The organism is Bowmanella sp. JS7-9 (genome assembly GCF_004329715.1).
Taxonomy (GTDB): Bacteria; Pseudomonadota; Gammaproteobacteria; order Enterobacterales; family Alteromonadaceae; genus Pseudobowmanella; species Pseudobowmanella zhangzhouensis.
This window is the reverse complement of record NZ_JXSY01000002.1, coordinates 211713-226105: the sequence shown is the minus strand read 5'-3', so window position 1 is coordinate 226105 and position 14393 is coordinate 211713. Positions and strand designations below refer to the sequence as shown.

14 protein-coding genes are annotated in these 14393 nt (G+C 51.6%); 3 read left to right on the top strand and 11 right to left on the bottom strand.

The window, feature by feature from the left end:
- Positions 1-79 precede the first annotated feature (79 nt).
- From TK45_RS01450 to TK45_RS01440, 3 genes are read left to right on the top strand one after another with little or no spacing between them, the layout of a single operon-like run.
- Positions 80-1000, top strand: coding sequence for a MoxR family ATPase (locus TK45_RS01450; protein WP_254426506.1), 921 nt, complete (start codon positions 80-82; stop codon positions 998-1000).
- Positions 1000-1959: a DUF58 domain-containing protein gene (locus TK45_RS01445; RefSeq protein ID WP_131256839.1), complete on the top strand. Its 960-nt coding sequence runs from the start codon at positions 1000-1002 to the stop codon at positions 1957-1959. The genes TK45_RS01450 and TK45_RS01445 overlap by 1 nt, the downstream gene beginning before the upstream one ends.
- On the top strand, positions 1949-3976 hold the full coding sequence (locus tag TK45_RS01440; protein WP_131256838.1) for a DUF3488 and transglutaminase-like domain-containing protein: 2028 nt from the start codon (positions 1949-1951) through the stop codon (positions 3974-3976). The genes TK45_RS01445 and TK45_RS01440 overlap by 11 nt, the downstream gene beginning before the upstream one ends.
- On the opposite strand, the gene rlmM is transcribed toward TK45_RS01440, so the two are convergent.
- From rlmM to hemA, 11 genes are all read right to left on the bottom strand, one after another.
- Positions 3939-5012, bottom strand: coding sequence for a 23S rRNA (cytidine(2498)-2'-O)-methyltransferase RlmM (gene rlmM / locus TK45_RS01435; protein WP_131256837.1), 1074 nt, complete (start codon positions 5010-5012; stop codon positions 3939-3941). The genes TK45_RS01440 and rlmM overlap by 38 nt on opposite strands.
- Positions 5009-5371 carry a DUF423 domain-containing protein gene (locus TK45_RS01430; protein WP_131256836.1) on the bottom strand — a complete coding sequence of 121 codons (363 nt, stop codon included), beginning with the start codon at positions 5369-5371 and terminating at the stop codon, positions 5009-5011. Before TK45_RS01430 ends, rlmM begins: the two co-directional genes overlap by 4 nt.
- Positions 5362-5964: an alpha/beta family hydrolase gene (locus TK45_RS01425; RefSeq protein WP_131256835.1), complete on the bottom strand. Its 603-nt coding sequence runs from the start codon at positions 5962-5964 to the stop codon at positions 5362-5364. Before TK45_RS01425 ends, TK45_RS01430 begins: the two co-directional genes overlap by 10 nt.
- Entirely contained in the window at positions 5965-6873 is a 909-nt protein-coding gene (locus TK45_RS01420; protein ID WP_131256834.1) for a transcriptional regulator GcvA, read from the bottom strand. It lies immediately after the preceding gene.
- Positions 6874-6882: 9 nt separating this feature from the next.
- On the bottom strand, positions 6883-7734 hold the full coding sequence (gene kdsA, locus TK45_RS01415; RefSeq protein ID WP_131256833.1) for a 3-deoxy-8-phosphooctulonate synthase: 852 nt from the start codon (positions 7732-7734) through the stop codon (positions 6883-6885).
- Positions 7734-8972 (bottom strand): DUF819 domain-containing protein, encoded by a 1239-nt coding sequence (locus TK45_RS01410; RefSeq protein WP_131256832.1) that lies wholly within the window; start codon positions 8970-8972, stop codon positions 7734-7736. The genes kdsA and TK45_RS01410 overlap by 1 nt, the downstream gene beginning before the upstream one ends.
- Before the next feature lie 216 nt (positions 8973-9188).
- A complete protein-coding gene (locus TK45_RS01405) occupies positions 9189-9563 on the bottom strand; it encodes a SirB2 family protein (RefSeq protein ID WP_131256831.1) in 375 nt (124 codons plus the stop codon).
- 15 nt (positions 9564-9578) lie between these two features.
- On the bottom strand, positions 9579-11093 hold the full coding sequence (locus TK45_RS01400) for a response regulator (protein ID WP_131256830.1): 1515 nt from the start codon (positions 11091-11093) through the stop codon (positions 9579-9581).
- A 73-nt stretch (positions 11094-11166) separates the two neighbouring features.
- Positions 11167-12000: a peptide chain release factor N(5)-glutamine methyltransferase gene (gene prmC / locus TK45_RS01395; RefSeq protein ID WP_131256829.1), complete on the bottom strand. Its 834-nt coding sequence runs from the start codon at positions 11998-12000 to the stop codon at positions 11167-11169.
- Positions 11997-13085: a peptide chain release factor 1 gene (prfA, locus tag TK45_RS01390; RefSeq protein ID WP_131256828.1), complete on the bottom strand. Its 1089-nt coding sequence runs from the start codon at positions 13083-13085 to the stop codon at positions 11997-11999. The genes prmC and prfA overlap by 4 nt, the downstream gene beginning before the upstream one ends.
- A gap of 26 nt (positions 13086-13111) precedes the next feature.
- Positions 13112-14371, bottom strand: a complete 1260-nt coding sequence (gene hemA / locus TK45_RS01385) for a glutamyl-tRNA reductase (protein WP_131256827.1) — start codon at positions 14369-14371, stop codon at positions 13112-13114.
- Between the last annotated feature and the right edge of the window lie 22 nt (positions 14372-14393).

Genomic DNA, 14393 nt, shown 5'->3' with positions numbered 1-14393 from the left:
TGTCTGATCCCATTCGTTGTGCCTGCCAGTAAATCCTTTCTATAGTGTTATCTCTCACGTTTTTTATGAGGTAGTAAAATTGCACACTGTCGGGATTTTCAATCAGGCCATTGAACAACTCGCCGAATTAGTTATCGGTAAAGAACATCAGGCTCGGCTGGCCATGGCCTGTCTGGTTGCCAAAGGACATCTGTTAATTGAAGATTTACCCGGCATGGGCAAAACCACCTTGTCTCATGGCCTGGCCGAAGTATTGGGTATGGCGTTTTCCCGCGTGCAGTTTACCGCCGACTTGCTACCGGCCGATTTACTCGGGGTAAATATCTTCGACAGCAGCAAACAGCAATTTACGTTTCACGCGGGACCGGTATTCAGTCAATTATTACTGGCTGACGAAATCAACCGTGCCAGCCCCAAAACCCAAAGCGCCTTGTTAGAAGCCATGGAAGAAGGGCAAATCAGCATCGATGGTGTAACGCGTAAATTACCGGAGCCGTTCTTTGTCATCGCCACGCAAAATCCGGCCCACCATACCGGCACCTATCCACTGCCCGAGTCGCAACTGGATCGCTTTTTAATGCGTATCCAGCTGGGTTACCCAAATTGGCAATCCGAAAAACGTATGCTTACCCACAGCGATCAGGGCCGCAGACATATAGACGCATTGCTAAGCCCACAGGGGCTGTTGGAACTACAGGATAAGGTTGACAGCATTAAAGCATCCGATGCCATCGTGGATTACATCCTGCGCCTGGTTACGTTAAGTCGTGAGTCACAAGATGTGGGACATGCCCTTTCTCCCCGCGCCAGCAAAGCAATCTTGCGCAGCGCGCGCGCCTGGGCAATGCTGGCCGGACGGGATTTTGTGGTACCCGAAGACGTACAGGCGATTTTCGCCGCCGTGTGTGAACACCGATTGCGTTCCAGCCAAACCGATCTGATGTCCGACGGACACCTTAGCCAGCATCTGCTGGAGCAGGTCGACCCGCTGGCTGCTTGATGCGCCTGATTCAACGCTGGTGGGCAGGTAAGCAGCAGCAATGGCTGAACCGGCGAATTCCACCCGCCCAGCGCTACCGCTTAAATCGGAGTAATATCTTTATTTTCCCCAGCCGGTTTGGCTGGTTATTTGTGTTGTTATGTGTCGCGCTGTTTGTGCTGGGCACCAACTACCAGAACAATCTGGTACTGATCATGTGTTATTTTTTGCTTAGTTTGATGCTGCTGTGCCTGTTTCGCAGTTACCAGAATTTTCGCGCGCTGCAACTGACCTTTGGCAGTATCAAAGATGTTTATGCCGGTAATGCCTGTGCGATTTCACTTTGGTGCCATCATCCCAACGCCAAAGGTACCTTACTGCTTAACTTCAATGGACAGGGCCCGTTTTTCACCATCTCGCTGCCCCAGCAGGAACAACAACACTGGCTGGATTATCCGATGCCCACCCGTGGCGTTTATCCATTACCGCGCATCAGAGTCCAATGCTTTTATCCCTTGGGTCTGTTTCGCTGCTGCAGTTATCTGGCGCCGCCCAAACCGGTATGGGTTTACCCTGCCCCCCTGGCCAGCAGATTTCCCGAGGCCTCAGCCAGTAATAAAAATGAGCTACATGCCAAGCATACCGCTGCCGGCAATGAAGACTTTGATCGCCTGCGTGAGTCTGTACCACAAGACGCGCGTACTAATATCGCCTGGAAAATTGCCGCTCAGGGCCGCGGCCTGCATACCAAGCTGTTTGAAGCGCCCGCCGGCGATGCCGTCGCCTTGCGACTGCCGCCCTGCACACCGGCACGGCTGGAGCAGGAATTAAGCAAGCTTAGCTATCTTGTCAGTCAGGCGGGACGTGAGGAGCGCCCTTTTACCCTGCAATTAGGCAGGCAACACTTTGGGCCAGATAAAGGCAAACAATTTGCCCGCGATTGTTTGCGTGCCCTGGCGGGATATAGACATGACCTTTAATCCGGCGCGCGCACATGTGATTTTTACCCTGGTATTGTGGGGCAATGCCCTGCTACTTGCGCAGCAGCTACATATCTGGTTGCTGATTTTGTTGCCGCTGATTGGCCTGATGCGCCTGGCAATTTCACTACAATGGCAGTCACAGGGCATATCGGTACGTACATTAAATTTATTTGGCCTGCTCGGGGCCGTAGCGTTGGCTTACTTTGCCTGGGGTAATGGCATTATGCTGGCGATGGTAAACCTGCTGACCTTTTCCTCTGGGTTAAAATTACTGGCCCTGAATAAACCAAGGGATCCGCAACAACTGGCAGTGGCGCTGTTGTTTTTAACTGCCTGTGTGCTGGTATTTGACCAGTCTATCCCGGCCGCTATCGGCAGCGCGTTGCTATGTTTCGCGATTTTACTGGCCATGCTGGTACTACAGTATGCTCATGGGCCTTTGCCATTGGTATTACGTGAGTCGGCAATACTGAGTCTGCAAGCCGCACCTATCGCCCTGTTGCTGTTTGTTGTATTACCACAACTGGAGCCCATCTGGCGTATGCCACGGGCTGGCGGCGCGCAAACCGGATTGGCCGATAATGTCAGTCCCGGCGATATAGCGCGGCTGGCACAGTCATCTTCGCTGGCCTTTCGCGCGACATTTAATGGTGATGCCCCCAGCGCCGGTCAGCGCTACTGGCGTGCGATTGTTATGGAGGAGTTTGATGGACAGCGCTGGTCAGTCGCGCAGAGTCGCAGCCGACTGCAAGCCCGCAACAGAAACAGTGGACTGCGTCACCCCATGCCTGTGGCCGGGGCCCCCATCGATTACGAAATAATGGCCGAGCCTAGCCGACAGCACTGGTTATATGCGCTGGATAGCGCCAATACCAGTGATCCGCGCATCTGGCCACAAGCTGACTTTACCTTGTGGGCTGAGCGCCCGCTAAACAGCGCGATGCAATACAAAGTACGCAGCTACCCGGACGCGCCACTGCGCTCAGATTACCCCTATATTGACGTACAACTAAATCTGGCGTTGCCCGCTGCAGGCAATCCACGCACCCAACGCTGGCTCAATGAACTGCGCCGCGACAATCCGGACATCAACCAATTACTCGGTAGAGTGCAAGCCTACATGGGTCAGCAGGGCTTTAGCTACACCCTGTCACCGCCGCCGATGCAGGGGGATATGGTCGATTTGTTTCTATTTGACTATCAACAGGGCTTTTGTGGCCACTATGCCAGCGCGGTTGCGTACTTATTGCGTCTGGCCGGCGTGCCGGCCCGGGTAGTCAGCGGTTATCAGGGAGGCGAATGGCACGAACGCGGTTTTCTCAGTGTTTATCAGTATGACGCGCATGCGTGGGTCGAATACTGGTCTGCTCCGCAACAGCGCTGGATACGTGTCGACCCGACCGCGTGGATATCGCCGCAGCGTATCGAGTTTGGTTTACAGCGGGCTATGGAGCAAGAGCAGAGCTTTCTGGCCGACCAGACCTTCGCGTTGGCAAAGCTGCGGGATATCGCCTGGATAAATAGTTTACGCCTGCAACTGGCAGAGCTGGATTACTTATGGAGTCGCTGGGTGCTGGGATTTGATCGTCAACAGCAACAATCTTTGCTGCAACAACTACTGGGCAATTTAAGCCCGCTAAAACTCACGCTGTTCTCGCTGGCCATTGTCATTGCTATCAGCCTGCTGCTGGCCGCCTATTACTGGCGAAGCTGGTGGCCGAAGAAAGTGCCTCCCCATCAGCGTATCTATGCGCAGGCCCTGAAAACAATAAGTACTATGGGGATAAAGCGGAAACCTCATTGGGGCATAGCGACGCTGGCCGATCAGGTCAATCACAGCCTGCCTGCTTCGGTGAGTCAGCCGTTCAGCCAGCTAAGTGAGTTACATGAGCAATTGACGTACAACCCCAGTAACGACCATCAGACTGAGCGCGTGCAATATATGCAGCGTTTATTAAAAACGCTGCAACAGAATGCTAAGTCGCTTTGCCGTCCAAGGCCAAAAACAACGTAATCTCTTCGCGATCATGGTACAGGTGACGAGCTTTAAGGGTATAACTGCCCACTCTGGCCAACACCAAATCGATGATCTCGAGACATTGCTGATAACTGGCAAAACGCTTTTTCATCGGTAATTTGAGGTTAAAGATCGCGCGTTTGGCCCAGCCATCGGCCAGCCACTGTGCCATCAGTTGGGCCACCCGATCCGGGCGCTCAATCATATCGCACACCAGCCAATCGACCGGACAAGGCTGAGGTTTATATTTAAACCCATCCGCCTGAATATGCTTTACCAGCCCTGTCGCCATCAGATTTTCATCGATCATGCCATTATCGATTGCCTGCACTTTAACCCCACGGGATACCAGTTGATAGGTCCAACCGCCCGGACAGGCTCCCAGATCCACACCATGCATACCGGGTTTGAACCATTGTTCACGCTGCTTTTCGCTCAGGAACAGATTAATCGCTTCTTCCAGCTTAAGGGTGGAGCGACTAGGCGCTGCCGATGGGAATTTCAGGCGGCTAATGCCCATGTAATCGCCCGAGGCATTAGCCGGATAACTGATCCCCACAAATCCGTTCGCTGAGTCCTGCAAAAATACATGCAAGGTAGGTAACTTATGGCCTTCTTTGGCAGTTAACAGACCTTTGCCACGCATTGCCTGGCGAAGCGGTACGGTAAATTTACGGCAGAAGGTAGCCATTTCACGGTCCTGATCATTGTCTGCATACTCGACGACCAAAGCATCGCATTGGGGCAAGTCCTGACAGGCCGCTAATATGGGGCTGATACGATCTTTCGCCGGCATATTTTCAAGCTCAGCGGCCACCGCGAACCACTGGCGCGCAAACACCAGTTTTTCAAACGCCAGTGACTTAATCAGCCGTTCGGCATCGCCGTCGGTGTAACACTCAAACTTTACCCAGGCACTGCCTTCAACTGGCACCGCATAGCCAAATACGCCGATTTCGGCGGCACGGGTTTGAATTTCCAGTGCAAGATCGGCTTCAAATCCTGCCCGACAATATAAAATCACCTGCTTCATCTGTGATACCAGGCTCCCGCCACAAACCATAACCAACTTATCATCAGTAACACGCCGCCCAGTGGCGTTACCGGCCACAGGAATGTTATCCCGCTTAGCAACATCACAATGATACTGCCACTAAAACAAAGCGTACCCAGCGCCATCAGCCCACCACTGATCAACAACCAGCGTCCGGGACGACGATCATACAGCAATGCAACCACCAGCAAGGCACTGGCATGAAACATCATGTAGCGTAGCGCCACATCCCAACTGACCATTTGTTCGGGACTAAACACCAGCGCATGGCTGCCCAGTGCACCGAGGATCACAGCCAACGCGCCGAAAATACCGGCGATGAACAGCATTAAATGCATAATTGTTTCCGTAAAAATGCCGCGCTCAACTGCGCTGCCTGAAGTATATGTTGTGCCTGCGTCAGGCCACTGCGTTTAGGCGGCTTAAAACTGTGGTCTGCGGCCGACAAAATCGCGGTCTGCACGTTCGCGCTAAGTGCATAATTTACAATTTCTGTGGCATTACCAAAGGTATCGCGCTCGCCCTGAATAATCAGCAAGGGCTTATGTAATGTCTGTAAATGATCCGTTCGCAACTTCTCCGGCTTTCCGGGTGGATGAAACGGATAGCCATAAGCAATCGCCGCAGCGGCTTTACAACTATCCAACAACATGGTCGCCGCACGGCCGCCCATAGACTTACCACCAATTATCAAGGGTAAATCTTGCGGTAACAGGCTGATTGCCACATCCAATTCTTGCAATAACACGGGCATACGAGACGGTGGACGTTTTTTCCCAGTGGCTTCCTGCTCTGCCATATAGGCAAAGTTAAACAGCTCAACAAGGATGCCCTGCTCGCCTAAGGCTCGTGCCAAATCCTGCATAAACTCAGAAGAGATGCCAGCCCCCGCGCCGTGCGTTAATAACATACGTGCAAACGGCTTATTCATTTAAAACGATTCCTCGGCCTGTTCTTTTTCTACTTCGCCCAATAGCCAGTCACGAAACGCGACAATTTTGCCCAACTCAGCATGGGATTGCTGGCAAACAAAGTAATAGGCATGCTTACTGACCAGCCGCTCTTTAAACGGACAGACTAAACGCCCGGCCTCAATATCTGGCCGCGCCAGTACCGAGTGGCCCAGCGCCACACCCTGGCCAATTGCGGCCGCCTGTAAAACCAGCATGGTATGGCTGAATACCGGGCCCTGATTGGCATTGATACCAGCCACCTGAAAATGCCGCAGCCAATCTTTCCAGCCCTGGCGGGAGTGATCATGCAACAGCATATGGTATTTCAGATCATCCAGTGTTTTCAGTGGTTTACCACTTTTTAGCAGCATGATTGGCGAACACATTGGGGTCAGGTATTCGGTATGCAGCTTTTCCGCATGCAACCCCGGCCATTTACCGCGACCGTAATAAATCGCCACGTCCACATCATCGTTTAGAAAGCCTTCGTCAAAATCCACCGCCTTAATCCGCACATCGATGTCCGGATGCAAGGTGCTGAACTGATGTAAGCGCGGTACCAGCCACTGGGTGGCGAAACTGGGTGGCAAACTCACCGTGAGCGCGCCCTTTTCACCACTGGCTAACAAGCGCTCCGTGGCCTCATGCAATCCGTGGAAAACATCGCGAATATCGGCGTAATAGCGCTGACCTTCCTCGGTCAGCAACAATTTTCGATTGCGTCGCAAGAACAGCTTAATACCGAGAAAATCTTCCAGTGATTTGATTTGATGGCTTACCGCAGCCTGGGTGACATAAAGTTCAGAGGCCGCTCGGGTAAAGCTCAGATGGCGAGCCGCCACTTCAAACGCGCGTAACGCGTTGAGCGGCGGCAAACGGACAGACATGACGCGTTCCTAGTTAGCGCTGGTATCCAGAGGCGCAAAGCTTTTTATTAACTGATCCACCGCCTGCATTTGTGCCAGATACGGCTCCAGCTTTGACAGCGGTAACGCACAAGGGCCATCGCACTTAGCATTGTTCGGATCCGGGTGAGCTTCAATAAACAAGCCAGCAATACCCAGCGCCATACCACTGCGGGCCAGTTGGGCAGCCTGAGCGCGACGTCCATCGGCCGAGCTTTCACGACCACCGGGCTTTTGCAACGCGTGGGTCGCATCGAAGATAACCGGTGCCATCGGCTTCATTTCATCGATAGCCAGCATGTCTACCACCAGGTTGTTATAACCAAAGCAGCTACCGCGCTCACACAGAATAATCTTGTCGTTACCGGCTTCAAGAAACTTGGTGATGATATGACGCATTTCATGAGCGGCCAAAAATTGCGGCTTTTTCACGTTGATGACGGCGTTAGTTTGCGCCATTGCCACCACTAAATCGGTCTGGCGCGCCAAAAACGCGGGTAACTGGATGACATCCACCACTTCCGCCACCGGTGCGGCCTGATAAGGCTCATGCACGTCGGTAATGACTGGTACATCAAAGGTACGCTTAATCTCTTCAAAGATTTTCAGGCCCTCGTCCATGCCCGGGCCACGATAGCTATGTACCGAAGAACGATTAGCTTTATCGAATGAGGCTTTAAATACCCAGGGAATGCCCAATTTATCCGTCACCGTTTTGTACTGTTCCGCAATAGCCATAGCCAGATCGCGGGACTCCAGTACGTTCATGCCACCAAACAGGACAAATGGTTGATCATTTGCCACTGTCAGGTTGGCCACATTAATCGATTGCAGGTTGTTCATTAGCCTGCCACTCCTTGCATAATCAAACCACAAATATACGCGCCGTACGTGCCGACCGCATAACCTAACACTGCTAATAGCACGCCGACCGGGGCGAGCGATGGATGAAACGCTGCCGCCACCACAGGGGCAGACGCTGCACCACCGACGTTAGCCTGACTACCCACTGCCATATAGAACACCGGCGCCTTAATAAACCAAGCCACAATCAGCATAAGCGATGCATGCACCAGCATCCAGATTATGCCCATAACAAAGAATATGGGTGAGTCGGCAATTTTGGTGATATCCATATGCAAACCAATGGTCGCGACCAGAATATACACAAATACACTACCGATTTTTGACGCGCCGGCACGTTCCAGTTTGCTTGCCGGAGTAAATGACAGGCTGACACCAATGATGGTCGCAATAACGATTAGCCAGAAAAATTTACTGTCCAGGCTAAAGTCTTTCAGTCCCGGGAAATTGGTACCGATGTACGGGGCAATATAATCTGCACCCCAATGGGCGATACCCATGGCACCAATGCCGACAGCAATAATCAGCATCAGGTCATTCAGGGACGGAATTCGCGCGTGTTCGCGCTCGAACGCTTCGACTTTGACTTTAATGCGTTCGATAGACTGCACATCGGCACCGGTACGCGCATCAATTTGTTTGGCATTAGACGCCATCAGCAACAATACCGCCATCCACAGATTCGCGACGATAATATCTACCGTTACCATCGCAGAGAAAATTTCGTTGCCGACCTGGAAGGTTTCTTTCATCGCCGCCTGATTGGCACCACCGCCAATCCAGCTACCGGCAATGGTGGTCATACCGCGCCACACCTGATCCGGGCCAAAGTTACCAATTGCCTCAGGTGCCACGGCCGAGATAATCAGCAACGCAATCGGCCCGCCGATCATAATGCCAAGAGTACCCACTAAAAACATGATCAGTGCTTTGGGCCCCAGTGCGATGATGGATTTCATATCCAGACTCAGGGTCAGCAACACCAGACATGCTGGCAATAAATAGCGCGATGCAAAGTAATACACTTTGGATGCATCGCCATCCACGATCCCCCAGGTATTGAGCAACGATGGAATGAAATAACACAGCAACAGTGCCGGAACAAACTTATAAAATCCTGCAAATGACCGGTGTTGAGAGGTGTAAAAAATCCCCCCTAAGATCATCGCCAGCAGGCCCATCACGATGCCATCGTTGGTAATCAGCGGTTCGTGCATGAATTCTCCTTTTATAGTTGGGCACAAAAAATAACAGCTAAACTAGGATTAATGGCTTTCTTAACCTTTAACCATATGACTTTTATATATTTTTATTTTGTAGCTGAAAAAAAAGATGCGCTAATAACTCTATCAATCGGGTAGTTTACCACTAATTTGTTAGAAGATCAGAAGGTCTGTGTTTAAAGCGTCGAATTAACCTAAAAGCCCTGGCGTTTAGCCCAGCAAAAAGGCCTGCTTAGTGGTGGCAAGATGCACAATTACTGCAATACATCCCAGTGCCGCCAGCATTGCCAGGAAACGCCCCAACGCCGTGCCATAATGCAAGGCCAGCGCGCCAAAACCTATGTAGCAGCAGATCAGCACGATTTTTTCCATCAACCAGCCCACCACGAAAGGATTGTAATGGAGCAGAACGCACAACCACACAGCCGTTAACAGCAGGGCAGTATCAATAACATGGGGGATCACGCGTGGCGCTCCTTTTTCAAAAAAACGCGAGCCAATCATGCGTGAGATAAAGCGAATGGATAACAACACCACACTGGTGAATACCAGAATCAGGTGTGAGAGTTTGGCAAGGTAATACATGCCGTGACGTCCTTATTACTGATGTTCCGCGCGTATCTGCGAGGCAGCATCCTGCTGTGAGATTAAAAGTGTGACTAATTCCGGATCAAGTTGTTTGCCCGCCAACGCCTCAAGCCGTTGTAGTGCCTCAGGCATTGACATGTCGGGCTCGGCGCTGACTGTATTTTCTAAAGTAATCACAATTTGGGTAATGCGGGTTGCCAAAGCAATCGACTCGCCCTGTTTTTTGTTGGGACAGCCACTGCCGTCCCAGGCTTCACGAAATTCATTAGCTAATTGAGCGGCAAGGCGAATAAAACCATATTGGCTGGTTTCCAGCGCCTGATTGGCAAACTGCCCTACTCCCAACGCCGTTGTATTGTCGGCACAGGGATCAAAATCGGTCAGTTCACTGCTATGACGCATATCAAAAATCGACACGGCCTGAGCTAACTCCTGCGCAGCAGCCTCTTCCATGCCAGCCTGCTTCGCAAGCAGTGTGGTCATGGCTTTTAAGCGCCGGGTTCTGGCATGCACGCCATGACCATTATTGGCCAGTAGATTAGCCAGATGCTCAATTAATAACTGCTGGCTCTGCTCGATTTCCTGACTGCGCAATATGTTATCGAACGCGATCTGTACATTCATGGCAAATAAATCGATGAGGTGTTTGTCCAGGTCATTCAAAGTTCGCTGCAATCCGGACATATACAGGATCGCGCCACGCTGGGATTTACTCGCGCAGTAGGCCACCACATGATCTTCACCGTACACAATATCTTTACTGTTCAGCGCGGCCTTACAACTGTCCAGTTTATTGCCCTGCATCACTTCTTCCAACGGTTTACCCTGCAGGTCATTGAACTGACCACAGGCGGAAAACACATAGTAATGCTCGGCCTGAATATCACTGATTGGCTTTGGCCCGGCCACAGCCGTCATATACACCGCTTCTTCTGTGCCGCCTAATAACGAGCTGAGCTGCTGAACAATACCCTCAATGAAACGTTCCAGCGAGCGCATGCTGAATAAGTTGGCGGATGCCTTAATGATTTTTTCCAGGCCACGGCGGTTCTCATCAATCACCACAATATCCCGATAAGAACGCAAGGTGGATATGATCACAGTGAACAGCTTTTGTGCGGTGAGATCGGTCTTGGATTTGTAATCATTAATATCGTAATTGATGATTACATGCCGCTCCGGGGCCTGACCAGGCTGGCCGGTGCGCAAAATAATGCGGGTGTAATAGTTGTTCAGTTCTTCACGAATGTAGCGGGCAACATCGAGACCAGCGTGCTCGGTTTCCATCACCACATCCAACAGGACTATGGCAATATCATCGTGCTCGGCTAAGACCTGTTTCGCTTCCGCGCCAGACATAGCGCCAAGAAATTCCAGACTACGATCCTGAAAAACAAAATCATTCAGGGCTAAACGGGTAACTGTGTGGATCTCTTTTTCGTCATCGACAATAAGAATCTTCCAGGACTTTTTCGGCACATCATCCAGTGCATCATCCTGCTCATCGGCAAACAAAAAATCATCCATTCCCGTCCCCCTGCGCTTAAGTTCAAAAATACATCGACGCGTTTAAGCTACTGGCAATTGGCAAGAAAGGCAATTATCTAATTGCGCTGGTGACTCTGGGCAGATTGGCTAAATCGTTAAAGTGACGAATTTGGCGATAACCATGGGTTTGCAGGCAATCTGCTACTGCAGCCGCCTGATTAAACCCATGCTCAAACATAATAACGCCGTTTTCGCTGAGATAATCACGCGCCGCCGCGCAAATCTGTCGAATATCATCCATGCCATCGTGTCCGGCAGTCAGTGCGCTGCGCGGCTCAAACACCACATCACCCTGAATCAGATATTCGCTGTTGTCTTCCACGTAAGGCGGATTAGACACAATCAAATCAAAACGTTGCGATTCGACTGCACTGAACCAATCACTGTGCATGAAAGTAACATTCGGGATCTGATGTGCCTGTTGATTTGCCGTTGCCAGTGTTACTGCGGCGGGAATGCGATCCACCCCAGTGAGTTGCCAACCGGGCCGTTCACTGGCTAAAGCCAACGCAATCGCGCCAGTGCCAGTGCCTAAATCCAACACACTGGCCTGTTCGGGCAACGGTAATGCCAGTGCCTGTTCAACCAGTAACTCGGTTTCCGGGCGCGGGATCAACGTCGTGTTATTAACCGCCAGGCGTAACGTCCAGAAATCGCGGTAGCCGAGTAAATGCGCCACCGGATGACCGTCGCGGCGCTGTGCAATTAACTCAAAATAGGCCTGCTGCTGGGCCAGCGACAGGGTTTTATCTGGCCAGGTATGTAAATACGCCGGGGGACAATCCAGTATGTGGCAAAGTAACAGGCGCGCATCCAGCGCAGCGCTATCACTTGCAAACAGCGCCGCTTTAGCCTCAGCCAGCGCGGCAACAATGCTCAGACTCACTGCTCACCCGACAGTGAAGCCAGCAAGTCAGCCTGGTGCTCTTGCATAATTGGCTGGAACAGCCCTTCCAAATCGCCCTGCATCACCTCATCCAGTTTATACAGGGTCAGGTTGATGCGGTGATCAGTTACACGCCCCTGTGGGTAGTTATAAGTGCGGATCCGCTCGGAACGGTCACCACTGCCGACCAATAATTTACGTGTGCTGGCTTCTTCACGGTCGCGTTTATCCTGCTCCAGCTGATTTAACCGCGCCTGTAACACGGACATGGCCTTAGCGCGGTTTTTATGCTGCGAACGTTCGTCCTGACATTCCACCACAATACCGGTTGGCAGGTGGGTAACCCGAATTGCCGAGTCGGTTTTGTTAACGTGCTGACCACCGGCACCACTGGCGCGGAAAGTATCGACGCGTAAGTCCGCCGGGTTAATCGTAATTGCTTCGGACTCCGGGATCTCTGGCAGTACTGCCACGGTACAGGCCGAGGTATGAATACGTCCCTGGGATTCGGTTTCCGGTACGCGCTGGACGCGGTGACCACCGGACTCAAACTTCATAATGCCGTACACGCCCTCGCCGACTACATTGGCGATAATTTCTTTATAGCCACCGTGCTCGCCTTCATTACAGCTAACCAGCTCCACGCGCCAGCCGCGGCCTTCTGAATAACGGCTATACATACGGAACAAATCACCAGCGAAAATGGCGGCTTCGTCCCCACCGGCGCCGGCACGGATTTCCAAAAAGCAGTTGTTATCGTCATTGGGATCTTTTGGCAGCAACAGGATCTGCAGTTCCTGCTCCAGATTGGCCATTGTTTCTTTGGCCTGCTGTATCTCATCCTTTGCCATGGCACGCATTTCAGCGTCATCTTCTTGCAGCATCTCTTCGGCACTGGTCAAATCTTCGGCCGCCTGCTGATAATCACGAAAACACTTTACCGTGTCTTCCAGTTGCGCATATTCCTTCGACAGCGCACGAAAACGCTCCTGATTACCGATAACGTCAGGATCGCTTAATAACGCCTGCACTTCCTCAAACCGTTCGGCTAACGACTCTAATTTACGAATTACGCTGTCTTTCATAGTGTTCCTGTGTGATCAAACGAGGTTTATTGCTCGTCCAGACCGAGTGACTTTCTTAAGACTGCCAATGCCTGCTGGTCATCAGCGGCGGCAGCCTGTTTAATCGCCTGAGTGGGCGCATGAATTAAGTTGTTTGTCAGTTTAGACGCCAGTTCCGTGATTATCTGCGAAGGTTGCGCACCTTCCTGTAATTGATTCAGCGCCCGTTCTAACAAACGTTGCTTGGCCTGCTCGGCACTTTTACGATAATCCAGTAACAAATCCAGTGAACTCTGCGCCCGTTGCCATTCAATAAACTGCTGTACCTGGGCCTCGAGGATTACCTCAGCCTGACGCGCGGCTTCTTCACGATTGGCCACATTCTGCTGCACAATTTTTTGCAGGTTATCCACGCTGTACAGGTAGGCATCACCCAATTCATCTACCTGTGGCTCAATGTCCCGCGGTACGGCAAGGTCAAGCAGCAACATGGGTTTATAGCGGCGACGTTTTAACGCACTTTCCACCACGCCTTTACCTAAGATAGGTAACTGGCTGGCAGTAGAACTGATCACAATATCCGCCTCATGCAAGCGCTCAGGCACTTGCGCCAGAGTGATAGCCTCGGCATCAAGACTCTGTGCCAGCTCTTCTGCGCGGCTCACCGTGCGGTTGGCCACTAAAATTTTGCTGACATGCTGTTCTTTGAGGTGCTTGGCCACCAATTCGATGGTTTCACCGGCGCCAATAAGCAAGACTTTGTTTTTATGCAGATCGGCAAAGATATGTTTGGCCAGTTGCACCGCAGCAAATGCCACAGAAACGGCGTTGGCACCAATATCTGTCTCGGTACGAATGCGCTTGGCGGTAGCAAAACTGTGCTGAAACAAGCGGTCAAAAAATCCGCTGATATTGCCACTATGTTTGGCCTGGCCGAATGCCTGTTTTAACTGGCCGAAAATCTGCGGTTCGCCCAGCACCATAGAATCCAGCCCGGCGGCGACGCGAATTAAATGACGCACGGCATCGGCATCATGGTGCTGATAACTTTGTCCATCCAGCGCCTGCGCTGGTACATCATGGAACTGACCAATCCAGTGACGTAACTCTTCCGCATTTAATGCATCATCACCAAAACAATACAATTCGGTGCGATTACAGGTGGACAGAATGACAGACTCACTACAACGGGTATTTTCCAGCAACGACTGATAGGCAACCGCCATCTGCTCAGGCGCAAACGCAACCTTTTCGCGAATTTCTACCGGGGCGGTTTTGTGGTTAATACCCAGAACGATCAGACTCATGGGGCGTGCTTGCTGGCCTTTA